Source organism: Ochrobactrum sp. Q0168, from assembly GCF_016427605.1.
Lineage (GTDB): Bacteria > Pseudomonadota > Alphaproteobacteria > Rhizobiales > Rhizobiaceae > Brucella.
This window is the reverse complement of sequence record NZ_JAELXQ010000002.1, coordinates 496,321-521,216: the sequence shown is the minus strand read 5'-3', so window position 1 is coordinate 521,216 and position 24,896 is coordinate 496,321. Positions and strand designations below refer to the sequence as shown.

Here is a 24,896-nt window from a genome sequence, read left to right as displayed (position 1 = left end):
AGATCTGCCGAACCAGGGTGAAAGCAGGAGACAATCATGAGTGAGCCACAGGCGGCTTCCGCTGCACAAAAACCGTCGATGCAGGAATTTGAAACGACGCTTTCGCAAAGCGCATCCGATGTTGCCTCCTTCGATGCGGGCGACCAGTCGGCGCTTTATCGGATGCGCAATTTCCTGCACCATAATCCGGCAGCTGTGCCGCTGATCGTGCTGGTCCTGTCGCTGGTGGTGTTCGGCGTCACATTGGGCGGCAAGTTCTTCTCCGCCTTTGCGCTCACGCTCATTCTGCAGCAGGTCGCCATCACAGGCATTGTGGCCGCAGCGCAGACGCTGGTCATTCTCACTGCCGGTATCGATCTTTCGGTCGGCGCGATCATGGTTCTGTCATCGGTGGTGATGGGCCAGTTCACCTTCCGCTACGGTCTGCCAGCGGAACTTTCCATCGTGCTTGGCTTTGCAACGGGCGCGCTTTGCGGCTTCATCAACGGCTTTCTTGTCGCTTATGTCCGCCTGCCGCCCTTCATCGTCACGCTTGGCATGTGGCAGGTGATTCTGGCGACAAATTTTCTCTATTCGGCCAATGAGACCATCCGCGCGCAGGAAATCACCGCGCAAGCGCCGATCCTGCAATTCTTCGGCGAGAGCATCCGCGTTGGCGGGGCCGTCTTCACCTATGGCGTGATCGCCATGGTGCTTTTGGTGCTGTTGCTCTGGTATGTGCTGAACCACACCGCCTGGGGCCGCCATGTCTATGCCATCGGTGACGATCCGGAGGCAGCAAAGCTGTCCGGCGTTTCGGTCAAACCGATCCTGATGTCCGTCTATGTTCTGGCCGGAATCATCTGCGCTCTGGCCGGCTGGGCGATGATCGGTCGCCTCGGCTCGGTGTCGCCGACCGCAGGCCAATTCGCCAATATCGAATCCATCACGGCGGTGGTGATCGGCGGCATCTCGCTCTTCGGCGGGCGCGGCTCGATCCTCGGCACCATGTTCGGCGCGCTGATCGTCGGTGTATTCTCGCTCGGCCTGCGCCTGTGGGGCACCGATCCGCAATGGACCTATCTCCTGATCGGCGTTCTCATCATCGTCGCTGTCGCCATCGACCAATGGATCAGAAAGGCTGCCGCATGAAAACCTCGGCTACTCCTGTTCTCTCGGCAAAGGGGCTCGTCAAGCGTTATGGGCGCGTTACCGCGCTCGACCATGCCGATTTCGATCTCTATCCGGGCGAAATCCTTGCCGTTATCGGCGACAATGGCGCCGGTAAATCCTCGCTCATCAAGGCGCTGTCCGGCGCGATCAAGCCGGATGAAGGCGAGATCAAACTCGACGGCAAACCGGTCAGCTTCCATTCGCCGATGGAAGCACGCCATGCGGGCATCGAGACGGTCTATCAGAACCTTGCTCTGTCGCCTGCGCTTTCCATCGCAGACAACCTGTTTCTCGGTCGGGAAATCCGCCGCAAGGGACCGCTCGGCTCGCTGTTTCGCATGCTCGACCGCGGCGCGATGGAAAAGATCGCCCGCGACAAGCTGACGGAACTGGGCCTGATGACCATCCAGAATATCGGTCAGGCGGTGGAGACGCTTTCCGGCGGCCAGCGTCAGGGCGTCGCGGTTGCGCGCGCTGCTGCTTTCGGGTCCAAGGTGGTTATCATGGACGAGCCGACAGCAGCGCTTGGTGTGAAGGAATCGCGCCGTGTGCTGGAGCTGATCCTCGACGTGAAGGCACGCGGCATGCCGATTGTGCTCATCTCGCACAACATGCCACACGTGTTCGAAGTGGCCGACCGCATTCATATTCACCGGCTCGGACGCCGCCTGACGGTGATCGACCCGAAGGAATATTCCATGTCGGATGCCGTGGCCCTGATGACGGGCGCAATGCGACCGAAGGCCGAAGCGGCTTGAGCGGGCCGCTCGAATCGGGACATCTGTCGGCAAACACAGATTACGGAAACCCGACATGACGCCTATCGAGCGCGAAGCCCTGCCTTCAGAAATTCTTGCGCGGCTCGCCAATATGGATGGGCGGCTGATCGTCGCCATTGCCGGTCCTCCCGGCGCGGGCAAATCCACCATCGCGGAAGAACTGCGCGCCGCGCTCAACAAGGGTGAAGACGCGCCGTCCATCGTCGTGCCGATGGACGGGTTTCACCTCGACGATGTGATTCTCGATCAGCGCGGTCTGCGCAGTCGCAAGGGATCGCCCCCGACTTTCGACTGCGCCGGGTTCGCGGCTCTGCTCGAACGGCTGAAACATGCACGCGAGGAAGTGTTCATTCCTGTGTTCGACCGTTCGCTGGAGCTTTCCCGCGCGGCGGCGTCGGTGGTTGGCCCCGAGCATCGCGTGCTTCTGGTTGAAGGCAATTATCTGCTGCTCGATCAGCAGCCATGGTCGAGACTGGCGCCGTTTTTCGACATGACAATCCGTCTCAATGTACCGTTTCCTGTGCTGGAACAGCGATTGATCGACCGCTGGCTTTCCTTCGGTTTCGACGAGGAGACGGCGCGCGGCCGCGCTCTTTCCAACGATATTCCCAATGCCCAGCTCGTCGTGGGGCAATCACGTCAGGCAGATTTTGTCGTCGCGACGGATGGGCGATAACGGGGAATTGCTGTTTTCAAGGCTTGCGAGGATGCGCCTGCGTCTGCATGATGGGCAAACTCGTCATATTCTGCAATTTCCGATCGGAATAATCCCCCATGACCGATTATGTCTTCGCGCCGCGCCCGCAGCCTTTTCTGCCCGTGAAGGGAACAGACGCGCTTTTTCCCGTGCATCGCATCTATTGCGTCGGTCAGAATTATGCCGATCACGCCATCGAAATGGGCGGCGATCCGACCCGCAATCCGCCGTTTTTCTTCCAGAAAAACCCGGACAGTCTGGTCATTAATGGGGGCGATTTTCCTTATCCACCGAAGACGGAGGATGTGCATCACGAGATCGAGCTTGTGGTCGCATTGAAGACTGGCGGCATCGATATTCCGGTCGAACAGGCGCTGGATCACGTTTTCGGCTATGCGGTCGGTATCGACATGACGCGGCGCGATCTGCAGGCGGTCGCCAAGAAGGCCGGACGCCCATGGGAAGTCGCCAAGGCATTCGAACATTCCGCGCCATGCTCGGCCATCGCGCCTGTGTCGGACGTGGGCCACCCGCAATCGGCGTCGATTTCGCTCTCCATCAATGGCCAGACGCGCCAGTCCGGCGATCTGAACCAGATGATCTGGAAGGTGGCGGAAACGATTTCCTATCTTTCGTCGCTCTTTGAGCTGCAACCGGGCGATCTTATATTCACAGGCACGCCCGCAGGCGTCGGTCCCGTGCAGCGCGGCGACCACCTCGTGGGCAAGGTGGATGGCGTCGGCAGCGTGTCCGTAACCGTTGCCTGAGATTTTTTTGTTTAGCGCATCCCGAAAAGTGGGAACCGGTTTTCGGACAAGATGCGCGTTAAAGCAAAGATAGAGCGCACCGATCTGATTCAATCAGATCGAAACGCGCTCTAAGCGGAGGAGACAGAATGAGCACCTATCTTCCCGATGACGTGCATGATGCTTTGGAGCGCGTCATTGCTGAAAAGCATCCAGGTCTGAACCAAACAGAAGCCATAACGCTGATTTTGCGCAAGTGGCTGGTCCATGAAGGCTATCTGCCGGCGGCGCCGGAACATGGCACGCCGCCGGAAGAACTGAATGCGACCAATGATGACTAGCGCATCCGATACCACGCCGAAGCAGCAAAGCAGGGGCGGCAAGTGACGATGGCAAAGCATTCAAAGCAGGGGGCGGGCCGTAAGGCGGCGCTTGGCAAACGCCTTTTGATTCTCACGATTCTGGCCATTTTGCTGATCATCGCGCTCATCTGGATGAGCATTTATCTGTTCGACCCGAACGGCGGGCTGGATTTCGACGATCTTGGAATATTCGCCTTGGATTTCAACGCGATAGATACGATGCTGCCGCGCATTCTTTGAGCGTGTTAATCCTTTTGTTACCATTTGAAATATTCATTTTGGCGCGACGCAGACGTTTAGCGCTTCCGTTTTTCGTCTTTTGCGTGGTACAGAACTGTCATCGACCGAAAGAATATTGACTGCAACGGGCTTCATGGAGGCCGTTAAGCCAAGAGGATCTGGATGGCATTCGAGGACATCAAGGCGGAAATTGCGCTGCTGTTTGAGCAAATGGTGAATCAGCCGCAGGACGCCCATGAAATCCGCGAAACGGTTCGCGAAAAGCTGAATGCGCTCCGGGCGAGCGGTTTGCCGCTGCCTGATGATCTGGTCGAGCTTGAAAAACGCATCGAAAAAGATTTCGATTCCTGAGAACGGGTCCAGCCATGCGTTTCGCGCTTTTTTCTTCTGCATCCGCTTCCCTTGCCCGCAAGGGCGTCCTGCTTTTGGGCTGCGCCGTGGCGCTGAGCGCTTGCAACACCACCAATGATGGCAAGCCGGTCAAAACGGCTCTGATTTCCTCGAGCGATACCGCACCGCAGACGAGCGCAGCGGGCGCCGCTGTCGGCGCAAACGCGCCGCAGGCTGTTGCCGTGGCTGGTACGCCTGCCGCCGCCACTGCAGCTGCGGGGGCTGCTGCCGCCGCACCGGTCGCTGATGCCGCTGTTGGCACGACTGCAACGGCTATGGCCGCCGGTCCGGCTGCAACGGGCGGCGCTGCCGCTATTGCCGCTGCCACCACGACGAACGGCACGCTCGTTCCCGGTGTGCCAGCAGTGGGTGCGGAAGCTGTTGCTTCGGGCGAACCTGTTCTGCCAGCTGTCGTTCCCATCCCGGGCGAACGCGGCGTTTCGCAGCCGATGATGGCCTATGCCGGCGCACGCGCTGCCGCTTCGCCTGCCTCGGTCGCGGCCAATATGGCTTTCGAGACCCCGGAGCACGCGCCGAAAGATATCGACGCGCTGATTGCCAAATATTCCGTCGCTTACGATGTGCCTGAGCGTCTGGTGCGCCGGGTCGTGCATCGCGAAAGCCGCTTCAATCCCGGTGCGCGCAACGGCCCCTATTGGGGTCTGATGCAGATCAGCCATCCGACAGCGCGCGGCATGGGCTATAAGGGCGCGCCGAAAGGTTTGCTCGATGCCGAAACCAACCTGAAATATGCCGTTCGCTATCTGTCGGGCGCGTATAAGGTTGCTGGCGGCAATGAAAGCCAGGCTGTGCGTTACTATGCACGCGGCTATTATTACGATGCCAAGCGCAAGGGGCTGCTGGAAGAAACCGGCATGGATGGCGGTTTCCGCACCGGCCCGACGCGCGATGCCGCAGCGGCCATCGAGCCGGTTTCCCTGCCAAGCGGTTCTTCGGCGCCGCTGCCGGGTGTGGCGCCGATCCAGGCCTCCTACACGCCTGCCCAATAGGCTTTTACCGGCGGCGTTCCGTCGCCGGTTAAATTCCCGATATCTACTATCTGTCATCTTGACGCTGCAAAGCAATGGCAGTTTGCTGTCTGAAGATCGGACAGGGCGAAGATTATGAAACTGCCAGAAACCATCAAATGGCATTACGACACCGCAGAGCTGTGGGCGGATGGCGTCATCCATGTGCTCGGCGTGGCGCTGGCTTTCGCCGGTGCAATCGCCATGCTGATCTATTTTTTGCCCAACAGTTCCGCATCGACGTCGATTTCGTCCAGCGTCTATCTGGCAAGTCTTCTCGGTGCGCTCGGCATCTCGGCGGTCTATAATATCTGGCCGGTCTCGCCGACCAAATGGTTCCTGCGCCGGTTCGATCATTCGGCCATCTATCTGCTGATTGCCGGAACCTACACGCCCTTCGCCATGCATATGGGTGACCGCGCCGTGCCGCTTTTGCTTTTCGTGTGGGGTGTGGCTTTTGTCGGCATTATGCTGAAGCTTTTCATGCCCGGTCGGTTCGACCGGCTGTCGATCCTGCTTTATCTGGCGCTCGGATGGAGCGGCATCATGGTTTACGACACGATTGTGCAATCGCTGCCGCCAACCGTGTTCTGGCTGATCGCAGCGGGCGGCATGGTTTATTCGCTGGGCGTGATCTTTCACGTCTGGCAGCGATTGCGTTTTCAGAACGCCATCTGGCATGGCTTTGTCGTGGTCGGAGCGATGCTGCATTATTGTGCGGTGTTTTTTGTCGGCGCCTGGAACTGAAGCCCGCTCTATTTCGGCTCTGACGGTCTGCAAATGGCGCAGTTCTGCGCTTCCGGTGCTCATCTACCCTAAAGTACACTCCGCTCCGGTTCTCGAATTGCACCATTTTCGTCACGTCATAACCAAAATAGCGAACGGGCTTCCGAGCGCGTAATTGTTCAATGGAAGTCTCGCGACTTCGGCATGATCCGCACATTTCGAGGATGATGCGCCATTTGTGACGGCGCGACGAGGCGTTGCGTCTCGCGCCCGCTCAGATCTATCAGCGCGCTGGAGCGGTCTTCGATCCTGGCGGCTACCAGATGCACCACGCCCTCCGGACTGCGCTGGATGCGGCCTTCGATGCGGATCAGCCGCGCGCCCATCACCTCGCGGCGAAACGCTTTCATGATCTTCGGCCAGACGACGATATTGGCAATGCCGGTTTCGTCTTCGATGGTGAGAAACACAACGCCCTTCGCGCTGCCGGGACGCTGGCGCACGGTCACGACGCCAGCCACTTTCATACGGCGACCATCGGCGCCTTCCTGCACGGCGCGACAGGTGGAAACACCTTCCGCGATAAGCCCCTCGCGCAAATATTGCAGCGGATGCCCTTTCAGCGAAAGCCGGGTCGTCTCGTAATCGGCAATGACATGTTCGGATGCCGCCATTTCGGGCAGCTTCGTGCGCGGTTCTTCCGCCAGTTCGCTGGTGGCCGCGGCCCGAAACAGCGGCAAGGTCTCATCATTGGGCAGACGACGCACGGCCCAAAGTGCTGCGCGGCGGTCGATATCGAGCGAGCCGAAAGCATCGGCATCGGCGAGCGCGGTGAAGGCGCGCCGATCGAGGCGCAGGCGGCGATGCATGTCCTCAATCGTGTGATAAGGCTCATGCCGGTCGGCAAGCAGCAGCTCTGTGTCATGTTTGGAAAAGCCGTCGATCTGGCGGAAGCCCAGCCGCACAGCGGGCATCGGACCGGGGATATCTTCCAGAAGATTATCCCACTCACTGAAATTCACATCGACGGGCAGCACCGTCACGCCGTGCTCACGTGCGTCACGCACGATCTGCGCTGGCGCATAAAAGCCCATCGGCTGTGAATTGAGCAGGGCTGCGGCAAAGACTTCCGGGTGATGGTGTTTGATCCATGCGGAAATATAGACCAGATGCGCAAAGCTTGCCGCGTGGCTTTCCGGAAAACCATATTCACCGAATCCCTTGATCTGGTTGAAGCAGTTCTCGGCGAAAGTCCGGTCATAGCCGCGCTTCACCATGCCGTCGATCATCTTTTCCTGCATGGTGTGGATGGTGCCCATCTTGCGGAAAGTCGCCATGGCCCGGCGCAGCTGATTGGCTTCGTCGGGCGTGAATTTCGCCGCCTCAATGGCAATGCGCATCGCCTGTTCCTGAAACAGCGGCACGCCTTTGGTCTTGTCCAATATCTGTTGCAGCTCGCCCGGCGGTCCATGTTCCGGGGCTGGCGACGGCAAGGTGCAAGGTTCCTGTCCGTTCCGCCGTCTCAGATAGGGGTGCACCATATCGCCCTGAATGGGGCCGGGCCGCACAATGGCGACCTGGATGACGAGATCGTAAAACTCCTTCGGTTGCAAACGCGGTAGCATGTTCATCTGGGCGCGGCTTTCCACCTGAAAAACACCAAGCGAATCCCCCTTGCAGAGCATGTCATAGACAGCCGTGTCTTCGCGGGGCAGGGTAGCAAGGGTCTGCTTTTGACCGCCATAAAGATGCGGCTTGTGCTGGTGAATGAGGTCGAAAGCCTTGCGGATGCAGGTGAGCATGCCGAGCGACAGCACATCCACTTTCATCAGACCGACTTCATCAATGTCATCCTTGTCCCATTCGATGAAATAGCGTTTGTCCATCGCCGCCGGGCCAATGGGCACAGTCTCGTCCAGACGGTCGCGTGTGAGCACAAAGCCCCCCACATGCTGCGACAGGTGGCGGGGAAAGCCGATCAGCTCTATGGCAAGTTCCACGGCGCGCCGGATCACCGGATTTTCCGGGTCGAGGCCCGCTTGACGAATATGCTCTTTGTCGATGCCGCCGCCGGATATGCCCCAGACCGTATTGGCAAGCGCCGCCGTCACATCTTCCGTCAGGCCCAGCGCCTTGCCGACATCGCGGATCGCACTGCGGGACCGATAGCTGATGACGGTCGCGACAATCGCCGCGCGGTCGGTGGTATAGCGCTTATAGACATATTGCATCACCTGCTCGCGCCGCTCATGCTCGAAATCGACGTCGATATCCGGCGGTTCCTGGCGCTCAGCGGAGATGAAACGCTCGAACAGCAGGTCCACTTCAGTCGGGTCCACACCGGTTATGCCAAGGCAGAAGCAGACGACGGAATTCGCCGCCGAGCCGCGCCCCTGACACAAGATGCCTTGTGACTTGGCATATTGCACAATGTCATAGACGGTCAGGAAATAGGCCGCATATTGCAGCTTTTCGATCAGCGCCAGTTCCTTGTGGATCAGCGCCTGCACCTTCGGCGGTATATTATCGGCGCCGTAATGGCGGGCAGCGCCTTCCCAGGCCAGATCATGCAGGTGCTGTTGCGGCGTCTTTCCCGGTGGCACGGGCTCGTCGGGATAGTCATATTGCAGCTCGTCGAGCTGGAAGGTGATGGGGGCGACGAAATCGGCGGTCGCGGCAATCGCCTGCGGATAGTGGCGGAAAAGCCGGACCATTTCCTGCGCTGGTTTCAGATGGCGCTCGGCATTTTTTTCCAGTAGCCGCCCGGCGGCAAAAACCGTGCTGTGATGACGGGTCGCCGTCAGCACATCTTGAAGCGCGCGGCGGTTGGGGTGGTGATAGAGCACATCATTGGTGGCGAGAAGCGGCACACCGGCGTCGGCTGCAAAGCGGGCGATGCGCTCGGCCCGGCGTCCGTCATGGCCCTGATGCGACATGGCGAGCGCCAGCCAGACACAGCCTTGCGCCGCCGTGGCGATTTCCGACAGGCGGGCCGGAAAGTCAGGATCGTCCTCCTCCGGGGGCATGACGGCAATCTGAAACTGTCGGGCGCGAAACAGCAGATCGGCCCAGAGCAAATGGCATTCGCCCTTGATGGCGGCGCGCCCTTTACCCTCGGTCAGCAGGCGGCACAATTGCCCATAGGCAGCCCGGTCGCGCGGATAGACGACCATATCCGGCGTGCCGTCGATGAAGGACAGGCGACAGCCGATGAAAAGCCGGAAGTCGCTTTTCTTGCGAAAATCCTTCCAGGCGGCATGCGCCCGCACCACACCGGCCAGCGTGTTGCGGTCGGCAATGCCCATGCCGGACAGGCCAAGGTCGCGGGCTTGCAGCACCAGTTCCTGCGGATGCGACGCGCCGCACAGGAAGGAGAAATTGCTGGCGACAGCCATTTCGTAATAAGCGGGGTTTTTCTCGATGTGGGTCTTGGGGTGGGTCATCAGGCAAACAACCCATGCAGAAACCAGCGCGGATGATTGGTGCCGTCATAAAGCCCCTCGCGAAAGATCCAGAAACGCTGGCCGTTCACATCCTCCACCCGATAATAATCGCGCAACTCCGGTACGTCATGACCGATGGAAAGCCACCATTCCGGCTCGATCCGCTCCGGCCCTTCGGCAAGACGAATATGATGGCGAACCCGCCGCCACAGGAAGAATGAGGGTGGGCTATCCGGCACTTCCGCCACGCTTTCGATCAGCTGCGGCGGGCGAAACAATTTTATGGGGCGCGCTGGCGGATCGCCAGCCAGAACCGGGCCGCTTTCATAGCCGGTCTGGTTTGCGCGGCTGCCATGCAGGGCAGGGCGGAGGCCAAAGGCGCGCTCCGGCATATGCGTATCGCGCGCGAAAGGCACCAGCACGCGGTCAGGTCCCAGACGCGCCGACAGCCGGTCGATCAGCTGGCTGAAACCGGCATCGTCTTCCTCATGCTGGTCCAGCCCGGTCTGGCGTTGTGTGACCGCAGCGCTGCGCAAGGCGGCAAGCCTGATCATGTCGAAGCCGAAACCGGCATCCAGCGGATCGGTAAGGGCGTTGAGCCTTTCGCGCGCAAGGCGCAGAAAAACCTTGTCGTCACGCAGAGGCTGACCGGTTTCAATGCGGATATGGCGTATTGCGCCATCGACCCGGAAGAAGGTCGCTTCGATCAAAAGCGCGCCTTTGCCTTCCGTCTCAAGCCGGGCGAACAGCTCCAGCGCCAGTTCCTGCAAGATGCGCTCCACCAGTTCCATGGCAGTCACAGGCTCGGACAGGCGGCGTTCAGCCGTTGCGAGCGGCACCATGCGCAGCGGCGAGATCGGCGCGCGCTCCTGCCGTGTCAGGCGAGCGAGACGGGTGGCGAGATCGGGGCCGAAGCGGGCGGTGAGTGCGGCACGCGGCAGCGCCATCACGTCGCCGATCCGTTTCAGGCCCGCACGTTTGAGACCTGTCTCAGCCGCATCGGCCAGTTCGAGCGCGGAAAGCGGCAGGCGCGGCAACACGGCGTCGGCCTGCGCCTTGTCGAAGACGCCGCCTCTCGTGCCGCGGGCGAGAAGTCGCGCCGCAAAGCTGTTATCGGCAATGGCTGCCCGCACGTGCAGACCGGCGCGCTCGATGCGCCGGATCACATCGGCATGCATGGCGGCCAATCCGCCGAACAGATGCGCGCAACCGGTAATGTCGAGCATCAGCCCGTGCGGCGGATCGAAGGCGACAAGCGGCGTATAGCGTTCGCACCACTGGGCCAGCCCATGGAGCAGGGTGGCATCGCGCTCCGGCGCGGCATTGGCCACAGCAAGTCTTTCCACACGCGCCCGCGCATCGGTCAGCGCCATGCCGGGATAAAGCCCGAGCCTGGCGGCCTTGGCGTCGATGGCCGTCAGCCGGAGCGCATTGGCCGTGCGTTCGGTCACGACAAGCGGCAGCGCGTCGGACGCTTGCCCGAAGGACGCATCAGACCGCCCGGCGCGGTGCAGCCTGTCCGTCGGTAGAAACGGAAACCATAGCGCCATGAACACCATGGAGGACGCCATGGATGCCGACGCCTCCTTCCCGTTCTCTGATGCTAAATTCAAGGGTTTCATTGTTCCATTCCATGATCCACTGGCCGCATGTGCCATGACGGTTGCGCTCCAGAGCGGCCAGAAAGGCCGGTTTTCCGGGCGCATTGGCTCCGCTGGAGCGCGAGGGCGCAGGCGCCACACGCCATCGGCTGACGGCGGCGCTTTGCACGCCGGTGCGATGGCTTCGAAGCAGTATGATCGGCAGTTGCGCTGTCTCCGCTGCCAGCAGCAGACGGCGCGAGGCTGTCAGGTCGAGGCATTTCGGCTGGCCGGTTATCGAGGCAACGATGCCGGAGACGAGATGCGAAGCCTTGCCGCCGGTTCCCGCTTCCAGCACGTCATTGGCGGCCTTCAGCACATCCTGCGCATTCGGACAGCGCACGATCAGCAACCGGTGCGGGTCGATGCCGAAAGCATGCAGTCCCGGGGGATAGAGCCCGCCATATTCGCTTGTCGCCGTTTCCTCTTCGATCCAGATGATCGGTCTCTGCTTTTGTGTGGCGCGCAATGCCATGGCGAGCGCAAAGCCGGTTGCCGCCATATGCGCACCGGGATTTTCCGCGAAAACCTCATGCAAGGCATCGCCAGCAAGCCCATGCGGAAAGGCTGCGTCCGCCGCCGCATGGCCCAGTGCGAAACTGTTTGCACGCCCGAAACCGGCAGCTGTATCGCCAGCAAAGTTTCCTTGCGGGTCGTTGCCTTCAATGGCGGTAACCATGCGCCGCAACGTCGCGATGTCGATGCCGCTCACGTCAAAAATCCTGTAATCTGTCTGTGTTTGTTGGCGCGGTTCCGCAGGCGGAAACCGTTATTGTTCTCTATTTGTTCTAGTATTGAATCGACTCCGAGAAGAGTCAAGCAGGGAAACGTTCGATCCCTGTGGGCGCGTCGGATTCTTCGCGGTCCCAGAAAATATGGACAAAAAATTCAGGACAAAGAAAAACGCCCTCCGATGAGGAGGGCGCTTCATATTCTCAATAGTGGGTCTGCTTATCTGCGATCACGGGCAGCCAGCGTGCGCAAACGCAACGCGTTGAGCTTGATGAAGCCCGCTGCATCTTTCTGGTCGTAAGCGCCCTGATCGTCCTCGAAGGTCACCAGCTTGTCGGAATAAAGCGACTTGTCCGACTCGCGGCCAATCACCATCACATTGCCCTTGTAGAGCTTGAGAGTGACTTCGCCTTCGACGTTCTTCTGGCTGAGATCGATTGCGGCCTGCAGCATTTCGCGCTCCGGCGAGAACCAGAAGCCGTAATAGATCAGCTCCGCATAGCGCGGCATCAGCTCGTCCTTGAGGTGAGCAGCGCCACGGTCGAGCGTGATCGATTCGATTGCGCGGTGGGCTGCCAGCAGGATCGTGCCGCCCGGCGTTTCGTAGACGCCGCGCGACTTCATGCCGACGAAGCGGTTTTCCACGAGGTCGAGACGACCGATGCCGTTGTCGCGGCCATATTCGTTGAGCTTGGCAAGAAGCGTCGCAGGCGAAAGACGCTCGCCATTGATCGAGACAGCATCGCCCTTTTCAAAGCCGATCTTGATGATCGTTGTCTTGTCGGGTGCGGCTTCCGGCGAAATGGTGCGCATATGCACATATTCCGGCGCTTCCTGTGCGGGATCTTCCAGAACCTTGCCCTCGGACGAGGAATGCAGCAGGTTGGCGTCAACGGAGAACGGCGCTTCACCCTTTTTGTCCTTGGCAACCGGGATCTGGTGCTGTTCGGCGAATTCGAGCAGATGCGTGCGGCTCTTGAACGACCAGTCGCGCCATGGAGCGATGATCTTGATGTCGGGGTTCAGGGCATAAGCGGAAAGCTCGAAGCGAACCTGATCGTTGCCCTTGCCGGTTGCGCCATGCGCAATGGCGTCGGCGCCGGTCTTCTTGGCGATCTCGATGAGGTGCTTGGAGATCAGCGGACGGGCAATCGACGTGCCGAGCAGATAAACGCCTTCATAGACGGCATTGGCGCGGAACATCGGGAAAACGAAATCGCGCACGAATTCCTCGCGCACGTCCTCAATGAAGATTTCCTTGATGCCCAGCATTTCCGCTTTCTTGCGTGCCGGTTCAAGTTCTTCGCCCTGACCCAGATCGGCGGTGAAAGTCACAACTTCCGCGCCGAGTTCCGTCTGAAGCCATTTCAGGATGATCGAGGTGTCGAGACCGCCCGAATAGGCGAGCACGACCTTCTTAACGTCTTTCCACTTGCTCATAGTCAACTTCCGATACGATGGATGCCCCATTGTCCGCTCGGGAAGAGCATCCGCAGGGTTTGGGAATTGGATGTTGCTGTCCTTTTATCAGTTGCTAAGCCACGTGCAAGCAGGATGGCTGCGACTTATCGAAAAGACGAGAGAATCCAGTAGCGGGGAAACCGAATTCGCGTTAGCTTGCCGCGAATTTTCGGAGCTACGCGCATGTCATTCCTGACAAACCTGACCTTCATTCCCGAATGGACGATTTTCGTCCAGTTCGCGATTGCAACCGCCATTCTTTCCATTACGCCTGGCCCGGATATGACGCTGTTCGTCGGGCGCGCCTTGTCTGAAGGCAAGGCAGCCGGTTTCGCCTGCATGGCGGGCGCAAGCACCGGCATCGTGATCCACACTACCATGGTGGCGCTGGGGCTTTCGGCGCTGATTATCGCCTCTCCGGCTGCTTTCACCGTGTTGAAGGTGGTGGGTGCTGGCTATCTCGTCTGGCTCGCGGTGCAGGCAATCCGCAAGGGCTCGGCGTTCTCGCCGGAAAAGAACGGCGGCAAAAAGCACACGCTGGTTCAGAACTGGGCGACCGGGCTTGGCATCAATCTGCTCAACCCGAAGATCATCCTGTTCAACATGACCTTCCTGCCGCAGTTTGTCTCCGCGCATGATCCGCATGCGATGGGCAAGCTGTTCTTCCTCGGCCTCTCCTTCATTCCGCTGGCGCTGCCCTTCACCATCCCGATGGTCGTCGCAGCCGACAAGTTTGCGGGCCTTCTGAAGAAGAACCCTACGGTCACGCGCATCGTGGATTGGTTGTTTGCGGGCGTATTTTCCGCTTTCGCCCTGAAAATCATCACCGCGCAGGCGAAATGAGTATTTACCCTGCCGGGCGGTCGGAAAGCCGTCCGGCATTGCGGCCTGCAACAAGCCAGTAGATGAAGCCGCCCACAATGCCCGCGCCGACAAAGGCTGCGATCCAAAGTGGCATGTCCGGCCAGTCGCCCGAGCCGCGAAACGGAATGCTGCTTCCAGCGGTTCCAAGGCCGATCACCGCTCCCACAACGCAATAAAACACCGACGAGCGATAGCCGCGCGCTTCGGCAAGCAGAATGACGATCGCCGCAGGCAGGAAGCTGATGCCGCCTGCCAGCATGGCCACGATGAAACCACCGACGAAGACGCTGCTCCAGAAGCTGGTTGTCGCCCAAAGCGTGGCGGCTTCCGTATTGCTGGCCCCGGCCATCATGACGAAATCGTTCATCAGCGCATCGACGCCGATGCTGCGAAACAGGATCGCCGCCAGAAACCAACCGGTTGCCAGCAAGCCACAGCAATAGCCAAAAAGAATAACGACGAAGCGCATTATGTAGTCGAAAGTATCGTTCACGTGCGCTCGCTTGTTCAGTTTACTCGCCGTGTCCGGCGATCATCATGGCTTCCAGCGCAAGGCGTTCGCTCTTGCGCATACGTTCGGATTCCGACTTCAGCTGGCCGCAGGCGGCGAGAATGTCGCGACCGCGCGGGGTGCGGATCGGCGAGGCATAACCGGCTGCATTGACGTAATCGGCAAAACGTTCGATCTGCTCCCAGTCCGAGCACTGGTAGTTGGTGCCGGGCCACGGGTTGAACGGAATGAGATTGATCTTGGCCGGAATGCCCTGCAACAGCTTCACCAGAAGCTTTGCATCTTCCAGACTGTCATTGATGTCCTTCAGCATCACATATTCGAAGGTGATGCGCTTGGCATTCGACAGGCCGGGATATTCGCGGCAGGCCTTGATCAGCTGCTCCAGCGGATATTTCTTGTTGATCGGCACCAGAATGTCGCGCAACTCGTCGCGCACGGCATGCAGCGAAATGGCGAGCATCACGCCGATCTCATCGCCGGTACGATAGATTTCCGGCACGACGCCGGAGGTCGAAAGCGTGATTCGTCTCTTCGACAGGGAAAGGCCGTCGCCATCGGAAGCGATGATCAGGGCCTTCTTCACTTCCTCGAAATTATAGAGCGGCTCGCCCATGCCCATCATCACGATATTGGTGATCTTGCGGCCTTCGGCGGGCACCATGGCGCCGTCGGGCGTGTCCTTATCCGGGAAGTCGCCGAGCCGGTCGCGGGCGGTCAGAAGCTGCGCCAGAATTTCTTCCGACGTCAGATTGCGCACCAGCTTCTGCGTGCCGGTATGGCAGAACGAGCAAGTGAGCGTGCAGCCGACCTGTGAGGAAATGCAGAGCGTGCCGCGCCCTTCTTCGGGGATATAGACGCTTTCGATCTCGACCGGACGACCGGCACCTCGCGGCGGAAAGCGGAACAGCCACTTGCGGGTGCCGTCCTGGGAAATTTGTTCTTCGACCACTTCCGGGCGCGCAATGGTGAAATGCTGCGCCAGAAGGCCACGCAGATCCTTGGAGATATTGCGCATATCGGCAAAATCGGAAACACCGCGCACATAGAGCCAATGCCAGAGCTGGCTGATGCGCATCTTCACTTGCCGTTCGGGTATACCGACCTTGACCAGCGCTTCGCCCATCTCCTCGCGCGACATGCCGATGAGCGACGGCTTTGCGTCCAGATTGGCGCGCACATGGCGGGCAAGCTGGTCGCGCGTATCATCAATGGTAAGATCGAACGAAATAGACATCTGTTTTCAACTGTTAAGGGGCGACCGCGATGACGCGCGCCGATCAATTTGGGCCCGATTGCCCTTATTGCGAGGATATATGGGCTCTGTCATCTGTATATGCGAGCCTTGTTCCGCGCGCTCTTAGCATAGAATAAGGCGTCCGTCATCCCGTTCGATCATCCCGGCTGTTATGCAGAATTGCCGGAACCGCCATAAAGAAAAAAGCCGAAGCAAAAGCTCCGGCTCTGAAAAAACAGTCCGTATTCGACGAAAAGTCGCTTACTTGCAGTTCTGGATCGCGGCGAGCGCTGCCGAAACACCCTTCAGCGAATAGGTGTAGTTGGTCTTGGTGCCGCGCTTCGACTGCGCCTCGACCTTGAGGTCCTGACCGGACTTCATGGCGGCGATGAGCTTCGGCTCTTCGGCGGCATTTTCCATCCAGCCCGACTTACCGTTCACGAACATGGTGAAGCGGTTGCTGCCGACGCTGACGGTAACCTTGGCATTGGGGTTCAGGTCGTAACCGGCCATGAACTGCGGTTCGAACGAAATGTTCTGGCCCGGCTTCTGGCTGATCAGGAAGAAATTGTCGCCGTGATCGACCGAGGCGGGCGCCTTCACAGTCGGAACGGAGAGGACATAGCAAACCTTGCCGTTGCCCGCCTTGTAGCTATAGGCGCCCCAGGCGTCGAACTGTTTAATCTGGGTCGGTGTCTGGGCGAGGGCCGAGCCCGCCATTGCAATCGTAAACACCGAAGCCGCGACGATCGATTTTCCAAGCATGGTCTTTTACCGATTCTCTTTCGTTTGCTTCAAACTCGAATATCGGGATGCCGCCGTTCAACACGCCGCCCCGCTCAGTTGCCGATTAAAGTGCCTTAATCTGGGTTACCAAACGGTGAAGTTTTGAAAGAAAACTTGAACGAGCAAGGGCCGATCGCCACCCCTGGCTCAACTTCAATGCAAAGAAAGCGGCTGGAATATGACAGGAGGGGAATAGGGGGAGTAGGGGAATAAGGGAATAGGGGATTGTTTAACTTCACAATTAAGCGAGCATCCTTACTCCCTTACTCCCTTACTCCCTTACTCCCTTACTCCCTTACTCCCTTACTCCCTTATCTTCATCCAACGCCTGGCGCGCCGCGAGCCGATGCGCAGGCGTGATATGCGTGCGCACGGCAGTGAGCGCCGCCATCAGCACGGCAACGTCGTCGGTAAAGCCGATGCCAACCAGCATGTCGGGAATAATGTCGAAAGGCAGCACGAAATAGGCAAGCGCCGCCATCAGGGTCATGCGCACGCGTGTCGGGGTGTTCTGGTCGAGGGCGCAATAATAGGCGGCCACCACTTCATCCATGAAGGGCACCATGCGACCGGCGCGGCGCGCGGCCTTCCAGAAACCTTGCTTCACCCGTTCGCTGCGTTTCTTGAAATCGCTTTCGTTGCCGGGTTCAAGGATTTCACCAATTTTGACGCTATCCATCGTCGCACAAACTCCTGTCAGTCAAATCTCGGCGTGGAGAGAGCCGAAAATGACACGACCGAAAATGGGGGCAATCGCCCCGGTTTTCAAGTTTTTGTCGGTTCAGGGCTGGCGCCATCCTGCGAGAACCATCAGCTACAACGGCCATACCAAATCAACGGAATATAGGTCCGGCCAGCCCGACGTCAGTTTTGGGTCTGGGTCAGCTTCTTGATCTGATTGAATGGAGACTGTTCATGCATCTTACCGGCTATGGAGAGAACTTCGTCCGCGCTGACCGGACAAGCCAGTTCTATCGCGGAAACCAGCTCGCATCGGCGCAGGATTTAAGCGACCACATCAATGTCGATGTGAAGGACAATGTTTGCTACGACGCCACGGCCTATATGCGCTTTCTTCTGGGTGCGGGCATTTCCGAGCATACCTTGCGCGGAACCTCCGGGCAGAACTGGATTCCGCTGCTGAACTTCCGCGCCGGGGAGCAATGGAACGGCTATTCTGCCATCACCTATGGCCGCGCCATCGGGTTCTACGATGTCAGGGCCGGGCATATTTTTCACTCCGCCATTGCGGTCGGCGATGTCTTTATCAGAAGCATCAATGGCGGTGCGCTTGGCCAGAACTGGGGTGATCGCGTTGATCTCACCAAGGCGCTGCCCTATTCGTGCCGGAACCGCGACGGCAGCTTCACTTACCAGAAGAAGATTATTATGGTTTATATTTCAAAGGTTTAAGGGGTCTCTATCGCGTTCATCTTGCGCGCCATCTTGATGTCCAGTTCGGTGACGCCATTCTCGCTATGGGTCGCAAGCGTGACATCGACGCGGTTATAGACATTGAACCACTCAGGATGATGGTCGAGCTTTTCGGCATAAAGTGCTGCCCGTGTCATGAAACCGAAGGCGGCGCTGAAATCCTTGAACTTGAAGCTCTTGGTGATCGCCTCGCGATCCTCCATTTTCTTCCAGCCGTCCAGTTCGGCCAGCGCCTGTTTCAGCTCATCTTCAGTCAACCGGTTGCGTGCCATCGTCTTTTGCCTATGTTATCGCCGGATTTAACTTACTACAGCGGCGAGGGTTCCGTGGCCAGAGCAATACCGACCAGCATTCTTTTCATCTGCGCGGGTAATATCTGCCGTTCACCGCTCGCCGAGGGCGTGATGGGACAGGTTCTTGAAGCGCGTGGCATTCGGAATGTGCTGATCGATTCGGCCGGCACCAACGGTTATCACACCGGCGAAGAACCGGACGAACGATCCATCAGCGTTGCGGCGCGCCATGGTCTCGATATCAGCGCGCAGCGTTGCCGCCAGCTGATCGCAGCCGATTTCAGCCGCTTCGACCTGATCCTTGGCATGGACCGTTACAATATGCGGATGATCGCGCAGCGGCAGCCGGCCAATGCAAGCGCGCATGTCGGGCTTTTCACCGAGATTGCGGAGGGAAAGGCAGTTGAAATCCCCGATCCCTATTATGGCAGCATCGGGGATTTCGAGCTTGTTTACCGAATGGTTCTGGCAGCCTCCACCGCGCTTGCCGACCAGTTCTGGCTGGACCGGGCCACCAAAGGCCAGGCTTCCTCGACGATGTAAGGTCCGCCGCCCACGGAATCGCGCGACGACATCAGCACGAAACGCCCGACCTTGAAGGGCAGCGTCGCGAAATTGCCGCGCGAAGAGAGATAGTGCGCCACATCGTCGATGCGGGCATTACGAAGCCGCGCCAGGGTCACATGGGGTGTGAATTTGCGCGGATCGGCTGGAATGTGCAGTCTCTGGCAGATGCGTTCGATTTCCGCCTGCAAAGCGTTGAGTTCAGGCGAGGGGGATACACCCGCATAAATGCTATGCGGCTTTTTGGAGCCGAAAGCATGGACGCCCGACAGGTTGAGCATGAATTCGGGTCGCCGCACGCGGTCGAGCGCATTGGCAATCTCGTCGGCCACGTGGCCTTCCACATCTCCGATAAAACGCAGCGTTATGTGGTAGTTTTCGACATCAATCCAGCGTGCGCCGGGGAGACCGCCTCGCAACAAAGACAGCGAGAGCGCAGCATCGCGCGGGATTTCGAGGGCAGTGAAAAGACGCGGCATAAGGCATCCTCCTCGAAGCGTTCTGTGTCAGAGCGCTATGCGTCGTGGACGCATAAAGGACACTCTAACCTAGAGAGTCAAAGCATCGTACCTGTCAGAAATCGATTCGGCTAAGTCGATGCATTCGTAGCGAATCATCGTTTGGTGTCCGGGGCAAGCTGTTTATGCCCCTCCCGGGTTTCACCCTCCTGATGTCCCCTTGTTTTGTAGGTCAGACAGGCTTTTTTCGATTGTCGGCATAAAATTTGCCACCATGGCTTCCACGCCCTTTTCATTGGGGTGCATCCCATCCTCGAGCAGAAGATCCTTCTTGGTTGCTACGCCGTCGAGGAAAAACGGGTAGAGCGGCACACCATATTTCTGCGCCAGCTTCGGATAAATGGGGTTGAACCTGGAGGCATAATCCTTGCCCATGTTGGGCGGGGCCATCATGCCGGCCAGAATGACGGCGATGCCGCGCTGCTTGAGGCGCGCCAGCATGTCGTCGAGATTCTTTTCCGTAATGTCGGGCTGGATGCCGCGCAGCGCATCATTGGCGCCGAGTTCAAGAATGACGAGATCGGTTCCATCGGGGATGGACCAGTCGATGCGCGACAGGCCGCCGGTGGTTGTGTCGCCCGACACGCCTGCATTCTCGATCGAAACCTCGACGCCCTTGTCGTTGAGCGCTTTTTCAAGCTGCTGCGGAAAGGCGGCGTTGACGGGCAGGAGATAGCCCGCCATCAGGCTGTCACCGAAGCCGACAATCTTGACCTGCGAAAGCTGCTCGGTCGGCAGAGCGTCTTCAAGGCCCGTCGGGTCTTCCTGCGTCGCCTCCTGTTGGGCAGAAACGCTACCGGCAAAAACCGATCCGAGGATTGCAAAAATCGAGAGCCATGCCGGAATTGAGAGTTTGAAACGCATCGTTGGCAACCCATATTCGGTAAAGGGATGAGCGACAGCTCAAGTGATTTATTCAATAGTTGGCGCAACATAAGTTCAAATTTGTGGCGCGCTCTTCAGTTCTACACATACATATAGGAAGAAAACCGCGTGACGGAACAGGCTGTTGGCCCGATTATCGAACTTGAGAACGTTCATCTGACGCTTGGCCATGCCGCCTCATCGGTGCATGTGCTGAAGGGTGTCTCGCTCCATATTGCGCAAGGCCAGTCAGTCGGTATCGTCGGTCCGTCCGGCTCGGGCAAGTCGACACTTCTCATGGTTCTGGCAGGGTTGGAACATGTCGATAACGGAACTGTGAAGATTGCGGGCGAGACGATCAGCCAGATGAGCGAGGATCAGGCAGCCGCTTTTCGCGGCGCCAATATCGGTATCGTCTTCCAGTCGTTTCATCTGATTCCCAACATGACGGCGCTTGAAAATGTGGCGGTTCCGCTGGAGCTGGCCGGACGCCGCGATGCATTCGAAGTTGCGGAACGCGAGTTGAAGGCTGTAGGGCTTGGCGAACGTCTGACGCATTATCCGTCCGAACTCTCTGGCGGCGAGCAGCAGCGCGTGGCCATAGCCCGCGCCCTTGCGCCGTCGCCGAAAATCCTGATTGCCGACGAGCCGACCGGCAATCTCGACACCACAACGGGTCGTCAGATCGCTGATCTTCTCTTCGCCAAGCAGCGCGAAAACGGGCTGACCATGGTGCTCGTTACGCATGATCCGTCGCTGGCCGCGCGCTGTGACCGCGAGATTCCTGTCCGATCCGGTCGCATCGAAGAACTTGCGGAAAGCGATGCGGTGCTTGAGAAACTGGCGGCTGGCGCATGAGATCTGCGACGTCGCTTTCGCTGGCACTCCGCTTTGCGCTGCGCGAAATGCGCGGCGGGCTTGCCGGGTTCTATATCTTTCTGGCCTGCATCGCGCTTGGCGTAGCGGCCATTGGCGGCGTCAACTCCGTGGCGCGGTCTGTCAGCACCGGTATTGCCTCCGAAGGCCAGAGCATTCTGGGCGGCGATGTCAGCTTTGCGCTCAATCAGCGCGAAGCAACCGCCGATGAGCGCGCCTTCATCGAAAAGCAGGGCAGGATGGCCGAAAGCGCCACGATGCGCTCCATGGCTCGTATGCCGGATGGTTCCGACCAGTCGCTGGTCGAGGTGAAGGCGGTCGATGCTGCCTATCCGCTTTATGGCACGTTGAAGGTCGCGCCGGAGCAGACGCTTGCCGATATGACAGCCATCAAAGGCGATGTTTACGGCGCTGCGGTCAGCCAGGATTTTCTCAATCGCATGGGGCTGTCGCTTGGCGCAAAGGTGCTGCTCGGCGCACAAACATTCGAATTGCGCGGTATGATCGAAAGCGAACCGGACCTCTTGTCGTCCGGCTTCAATTTCGCACCGCGTTTTCTGGTTTCGCTCGATGGTCTGCGCGCTTCGGGTTTGATCCAGCCCGGCAGCCTTGTTGATCATATCTACAAGGTCGCACTTTCCGATGGCGCGCCGGATTCGGCAATTGACGAAGTCAGGCGTCAGGCGACCGCCGATTTTCCAGATGCCGGATGGAATATCCGCTCCCGCGCCAATGCCGCACCGGCATTGAGCGCCAATATCGAGCGCTTCTCGCAGTTTCTCACGCTGGTGGGCCTGACAGCTTTGATCGTCGGCGGCGTTGGTGTCGCCAATGCTGTGCGCGCCTATCTCGACGGCAAGCGCGGGGTGATCGCGACCTTCAAGTCGCTTGGCGCGCCTGCGCGCTTTGCGGTTCTGGTCTATCTGGTGCAGATCATGGTGATCGGCCTGATCGGCATTGCGCTCGGACTCATTCTGGCGGCGATTATTCCGTTTGCTGCTGGGATAGTGCTGGCCAATTATCTGCCGGTTGCCGGTGGCGGCGGCTTCTTCCCAGGCGCGCTGGCGCTTGCGGCCATCTTCGGCCTCATCACCACGCTTGCCTTTGCGATCATTCCGCTCGGTCGTGCCCGCGATATTCCGGCGACGGCGCTGTTCCGCGAGCAGGGCTTTGAGCAGCGCGGCCTGCCACCGCTGCTTTATCTCGGCCTTGCGGTTCTGCTGATCGCAACTCTCGCCGGACTGGCGCTCTATGTCGCCTATGATCGGCGCATCGCGGCGATCTTCATCGTCTCGGCTATTGCTGCTTTCGGCGTGCTGCGGCTTGTGGCCGATGGCATAGGCTGGCTTGCCCGCCGCGCGCCGCGTGTGCGCTCGACGGCGCTGCGGCTTGCGGTCGGCAATATTCATCGCCCCGGCGCGCTCACGCCTTCGGTGGTGCTTTCGCTCGGCCTTGGCCTGACGCTGATGGTGGCGATTGCGCTGATCGACGGCAATTTGCGCCGTCAGGTGACCGAGAATATCCCGGCACAAGCGCCCGATTTCTTTTTCGTCGATATCCAGAACCGCGACATTGGCGATTTCACCAAGCTGGTGAGCGGCATCGTGCCGGACGGCCAGCTCACTTCCGGCCCGATGCTGCGCGGGCGTATCGTGGCTTTCAACGGCACCAATGTGCGCGACATGACCATCCCGCCCGAAGCGGCCTGGGTGCTGCGCGGCGACCGCGGCATTACCTTTGCCGACAAGGTGCCGGAGAATTCGACGCTGAGCGAGGGCGAATGGTGGCCTGCCGATTATAGCGGAGTGCCGCTCGTCTCCTTCTCCGAACGGGAAGGCAAGGAACTGGGCCTGAAGCTCGGCGATCACGTGACGGTCAATGTGCTGGGCCGCAACATCACTGCAAAGATCGCGAGCTTCCGGCAGGTACAGTGGGAAACGCTGGCGATGAATTTCGTCATGGTGTTCTCACCCAACACCTTTGCCGGTGCGCCAGCGACATGGCTTGCAACGCTCACCATTCCGGACAGCCAGAAAAGCCGCGCGCCTGATGTGCTGCGACAAGTCACCAGGACATGGCCCGCCGTCACGACGGTCAGCGTGACCGACGCGCTCAATGTTGCCAACGATCTCATCAGCCAGCTGGCGACCGCCATCCGCGCTGCGGCTTCCATTGCGCTTGCCGCTTCGGTTCTGGTGCTGGGCGGTGCCCTGGCTGCGGGCAACCGCGCCGGGGGTGCACGACGCCGTTGTCCTGAAGACATTGGGCGCCACGCGCCGCACGCTGATTACGGCCTATGTGCTTGAATATATGCTGCTTGGCCTTGCAACAGCGCTCTTTGCGCTTGCCGCGGGCAGTGCGGCTGGCTGGTATGTCGTGGTGGAAATCATGAAGCTTAAAGCGCAATTCCTGCCCGACGTGGCGCTGATGACCGTGGCGGTTGCGTTGGTGCTCACCGTCGGTTTCGGATTGGCCGGTACCTGGCGCGTGCTGGGCCAGAAGCCTGCGCAAGTGCTCCGGACTATATGAGCGATTTGTAATGTGGAGGGCTCAAAAAGCATAAGCCCTTGGATCATATGGAGAATGCGGTTCGGTTTTTCGCTGTGACCCTCGCGTTTTTTTACAGGTGGTACTTGTACGTGAGGGCCGTAATCCCCATAATGTCAGGCAGGCATGCTGGAGTCCCGCCAGCGGCGCCTGGCGGCGGCTCGCCGGAATGAGCGCCCCGACACCGGACGGGACATGGCAAGAGGATTTAAGTCATGGCTGACTTTCGCAATATTCAGGCGCAGCAGAGGCCGGTAGGCGGCGCTCGTGCCGATGCAGGCATCGATCAGGGTCTGCGCAGCTATATGCTGGGCGTCTACAACATGATGGCTATCGGCCTGGCCGTTACCGGCCTTGCTGCATTCGCCGTTGCGGCACTCGCAACGACGACGGACCCGTCCGCAGCCGTCGCGCAGCTTGCCAATGGCAAGATGCTCACGGGCCTTGGCGTCGCGCTCTACACCTCGCCGCTGCGCTGGGTGGTGATGCTTGCACCGCTGGCGGCAGTGTTCTTCCTGAGCTTCCGCATCGAACGTCTTTCGGTCTCGACCGCTAACGCCGTCTTCTGGGGCTATGCAGCTCTCGTCGGCCTGTCGCTGTCGTCGATCTTCCTGGTCTTCACGGGTCAGAGCATCGTTCGCACCTTCTTCGTGACGGCTGCGTCCTTCGGCGCGCTGTCGCTCTACGGCTACACCACCAAGCGTGACCTGTCCGCTATGGGCTCGTTCCTGATCATGGGCCTGTTCGGCCTGATCCTGGCTTCGGTCGTCAATATCTTCCTCGGCTCCTCGGCATTGCAGTTTGCAATCTCGGTGATCGGCGTTCTGATCTTCGCGGGTCTCACCGCCTACGACACCCAGTCGATCAAGGAAATGTATTACGAAGGCGATGCTTCGGATACGCAGGGCCGCAAGGTCGTGATGGGCGCGCTGCGTCTCTATCTCGACTTCATCAACATGTTCACCTTCCTGCTGCAGTTCATGGGCAACCGTGACTAATCAGCAGA

At 59.3% G+C, this 24,896-nt stretch carries 25 protein-coding genes and 1 pseudogene; 15 read left to right on the top strand and 11 right to left on the bottom strand.

The window, feature by feature from the left end; translation table 11 throughout:
* The first annotated feature begins 36 nt into the window (after positions 1 to 36).
* The 9 genes from JAU75_RS06725 to JAU75_RS06685 all read left to right on the top strand — a co-directional run bounded on the left by JAU75_RS06725 (position 37) and on the right by JAU75_RS06685 (position 6,141).
* A complete protein-coding gene (locus tag JAU75_RS06725) occupies positions 37 to 1,131 on the top strand; it encodes an ABC transporter permease (RefSeq protein WP_199055688.1) in 1,095 nt (364 codons plus the stop codon).
* Complete coding sequence (locus JAU75_RS06720) at positions 1,128 to 1,910, top strand: ATP-binding cassette domain-containing protein (protein WP_109368111.1); 783 nt, start codon at positions 1,128 to 1,130, stop codon at positions 1,908 to 1,910. The genes JAU75_RS06725 and JAU75_RS06720 overlap by 4 nt, the downstream gene beginning before the upstream one ends.
* 55 nt (positions 1,911 to 1,965) lie before the next feature.
* Positions 1,966 to 2,607, top strand: coding sequence for a nucleoside/nucleotide kinase family protein (locus tag JAU75_RS06715; RefSeq protein ID WP_199055686.1), 642 nt, complete (start codon positions 1,966 to 1,968; stop codon positions 2,605 to 2,607).
* 98 nt (positions 2,608 to 2,705) lie between these two features.
* Complete coding sequence (locus JAU75_RS06710) at positions 2,706 to 3,395, top strand: fumarylacetoacetate hydrolase family protein (RefSeq protein WP_199055684.1); 690 nt, start codon at positions 2,706 to 2,708, stop codon at positions 3,393 to 3,395.
* A 128-nt stretch (positions 3,396 to 3,523) separates the two neighbouring features.
* Positions 3,524 to 3,715 carry a hypothetical protein gene (locus JAU75_RS06705; protein ID WP_199055682.1) on the top strand — a complete coding sequence of 64 codons (192 nt, stop codon included), beginning with the start codon at positions 3,524 to 3,526 and terminating at the stop codon, positions 3,713 to 3,715.
* 48 nt (positions 3,716 to 3,763) lie between these two features.
* The gene (locus JAU75_RS06700; RefSeq protein ID WP_199055681.1) at positions 3,764 to 3,976 is read left to right on the top strand and encodes a hypothetical protein; all 213 of its coding nucleotides are present in this window, start codon (positions 3,764 to 3,766) and stop codon (positions 3,974 to 3,976) included.
* 162 nt (positions 3,977 to 4,138) lie between these two features.
* Positions 4,139 to 4,327, top strand: a complete 189-nt coding sequence (locus tag JAU75_RS06695; protein WP_199055680.1) for a hypothetical protein — start codon at positions 4,139 to 4,141, stop codon at positions 4,325 to 4,327.
* Between the two features lie 14 nt (positions 4,328 to 4,341).
* Positions 4,342 to 5,376 (top strand): lytic transglycosylase domain-containing protein, encoded by a 1,035-nt coding sequence (locus tag JAU75_RS06690; RefSeq protein WP_199055679.1) that lies wholly within the window; start codon positions 4,342 to 4,344, stop codon positions 5,374 to 5,376.
* A 114-nt stretch (positions 5,377 to 5,490) separates the two neighbouring features.
* Positions 5,491 to 6,141, top strand: a complete 651-nt coding sequence (locus tag JAU75_RS06685) for a hemolysin III family protein (protein WP_199055678.1) — start codon at positions 5,491 to 5,493, stop codon at positions 6,139 to 6,141.
* A gap of 158 nt (positions 6,142 to 6,299) precedes the next feature.
* On the opposite strand, the gene JAU75_RS06680 is transcribed toward JAU75_RS06685, so the two are convergent.
* From JAU75_RS06680 to JAU75_RS06665, 4 genes are all read right to left on the bottom strand, one after another.
* Positions 6,300 to 9,563: an error-prone DNA polymerase gene (locus JAU75_RS06680; RefSeq protein ID WP_199055677.1), complete on the bottom strand. Its 3,264-nt coding sequence runs from the start codon at positions 9,561 to 9,563 to the stop codon at positions 6,300 to 6,302.
* Positions 9,563 to 11,014: a DNA polymerase Y family protein gene (locus JAU75_RS06675; protein WP_199056021.1), complete on the bottom strand. Its 1,452-nt coding sequence runs from the start codon at positions 11,012 to 11,014 to the stop codon at positions 9,563 to 9,565. Before JAU75_RS06675 ends, JAU75_RS06680 begins: the two co-directional genes overlap by 1 nt.
* Before the next feature lie 40 nt (positions 11,015 to 11,054).
* Positions 11,055 to 11,915 carry a hypothetical protein gene (locus JAU75_RS24045; protein WP_199055676.1) on the bottom strand — a complete coding sequence of 287 codons (861 nt, stop codon included), beginning with the start codon at positions 11,913 to 11,915 and terminating at the stop codon, positions 11,055 to 11,057.
* Positions 11,916 to 12,154: 239 nt separating this feature from the next.
* Positions 12,155 to 13,375, bottom strand: a complete 1,221-nt coding sequence (locus JAU75_RS06665) for an argininosuccinate synthase (protein ID WP_199055675.1) — start codon at positions 13,373 to 13,375, stop codon at positions 12,155 to 12,157.
* Between the two features lie 204 nt (positions 13,376 to 13,579).
* Between JAU75_RS06665 and JAU75_RS06660 the strand changes: the two genes are divergently transcribed.
* A complete protein-coding gene (locus JAU75_RS06660) occupies positions 13,580 to 14,239 on the top strand; it encodes a LysE family translocator (RefSeq protein ID WP_199055673.1) in 660 nt (219 codons plus the stop codon).
* A gap of 4 nt (positions 14,240 to 14,243) precedes the next feature.
* Here JAU75_RS06660 and JAU75_RS06655 read toward each other — a convergent pair whose 3' ends face one another.
* The 4 genes from JAU75_RS06655 to JAU75_RS06640 form a co-directional block, all read right to left on the bottom strand.
* Positions 14,244 to 14,753, bottom strand: coding sequence for a hypothetical protein (locus tag JAU75_RS06655; RefSeq protein WP_199055671.1), 510 nt, complete (start codon positions 14,751 to 14,753; stop codon positions 14,244 to 14,246).
* A gap of 19 nt (positions 14,754 to 14,772) precedes the next feature.
* The gene (rlmN, locus tag JAU75_RS06650) at positions 14,773 to 16,008 is read right to left on the bottom strand and encodes a 23S rRNA (adenine(2503)-C(2))-methyltransferase RlmN (protein ID WP_199055668.1); all 1,236 of its coding nucleotides are present in this window, start codon (positions 16,006 to 16,008) and stop codon (positions 14,773 to 14,775) included.
* 261 nt (positions 16,009 to 16,269) lie between these two features.
* Complete coding sequence (locus JAU75_RS06645) at positions 16,270 to 16,773, bottom strand: invasion associated locus B family protein (RefSeq protein ID WP_113533733.1); 504 nt, start codon at positions 16,771 to 16,773, stop codon at positions 16,270 to 16,272.
* Positions 16,774 to 17,089: 316 nt separating this feature from the next.
* On the bottom strand, positions 17,090 to 17,473 hold the full coding sequence (locus JAU75_RS06640; RefSeq protein ID WP_199055666.1) for a YkvA family protein: 384 nt from the start codon (positions 17,471 to 17,473) through the stop codon (positions 17,090 to 17,092).
* A gap of 236 nt (positions 17,474 to 17,709) precedes the next feature.
* On the opposite strand from JAU75_RS06640, the gene JAU75_RS06635 reads away from it, so the two are divergent.
* Positions 17,710 to 18,207 (top strand): hypothetical protein, encoded by a 498-nt coding sequence (locus tag JAU75_RS06635; protein WP_199055665.1) that lies wholly within the window; start codon positions 17,710 to 17,712, stop codon positions 18,205 to 18,207.
* On the opposite strand, the gene JAU75_RS06630 is transcribed toward JAU75_RS06635, so the two are convergent.
* The gene (locus tag JAU75_RS06630) at positions 18,204 to 18,500 is read right to left on the bottom strand and encodes a 4a-hydroxytetrahydrobiopterin dehydratase (RefSeq protein ID WP_199055664.1); all 297 of its coding nucleotides are present in this window, start codon (positions 18,498 to 18,500) and stop codon (positions 18,204 to 18,206) included. The genes JAU75_RS06635 and JAU75_RS06630 overlap by 4 nt on opposite strands.
* Before the next feature lie 12 nt (positions 18,501 to 18,512).
* Between JAU75_RS06630 and JAU75_RS06625 the strand changes: the two genes are divergently transcribed.
* Positions 18,513 to 19,064: a low molecular weight protein-tyrosine-phosphatase gene (locus JAU75_RS06625; RefSeq protein WP_199055663.1), complete on the top strand. Its 552-nt coding sequence runs from the start codon at positions 18,513 to 18,515 to the stop codon at positions 19,062 to 19,064.
* Here JAU75_RS06625 and thpR read toward each other — a convergent pair.
* Together thpR and JAU75_RS06615 are read right to left on the bottom strand one after the other, a co-directional pair.
* On the bottom strand, positions 18,974 to 19,564 hold the full coding sequence (gene thpR, locus JAU75_RS06620; RefSeq protein ID WP_199055662.1) for an RNA 2',3'-cyclic phosphodiesterase: 591 nt from the start codon (positions 19,562 to 19,564) through the stop codon (positions 18,974 to 18,976). The genes JAU75_RS06625 and thpR overlap by 91 nt on opposite strands.
* A 180-nt stretch (positions 19,565 to 19,744) precedes the next feature.
* Entirely contained in the window at positions 19,745 to 20,467 is a 723-nt protein-coding gene (locus JAU75_RS06615; protein ID WP_199055661.1) for an arylesterase, read from the bottom strand.
* 129 nt (positions 20,468 to 20,596) lie between these two features.
* Here JAU75_RS06615 and JAU75_RS06610 point away from each other — a divergent pair, with 129 nt between their 5' ends.
* From JAU75_RS06610 to JAU75_RS06600, 3 genes and pseudogenes are all read left to right on the top strand, one after another.
* Positions 20,597 to 21,325 (top strand): ABC transporter ATP-binding protein, encoded by a 729-nt coding sequence (locus JAU75_RS06610; protein ID WP_199055660.1) that lies wholly within the window; start codon positions 20,597 to 20,599, stop codon positions 21,323 to 21,325.
* A pseudogene (locus JAU75_RS06605) lies at positions 21,322 to 23,872 on the top strand (ABC transporter permease). Before JAU75_RS06610 ends, JAU75_RS06605 begins: the two are co-directional and overlap by 4 nt.
* Positions 23,873 to 24,105: 233 nt before the next feature.
* The gene (locus tag JAU75_RS06600) at positions 24,106 to 24,888 is read left to right on the top strand and encodes a Bax inhibitor-1/YccA family protein (protein ID WP_199055659.1); all 783 of its coding nucleotides are present in this window, start codon (positions 24,106 to 24,108) and stop codon (positions 24,886 to 24,888) included.
* Positions 24,889 to 24,896 lie beyond the last annotated feature (8 nt).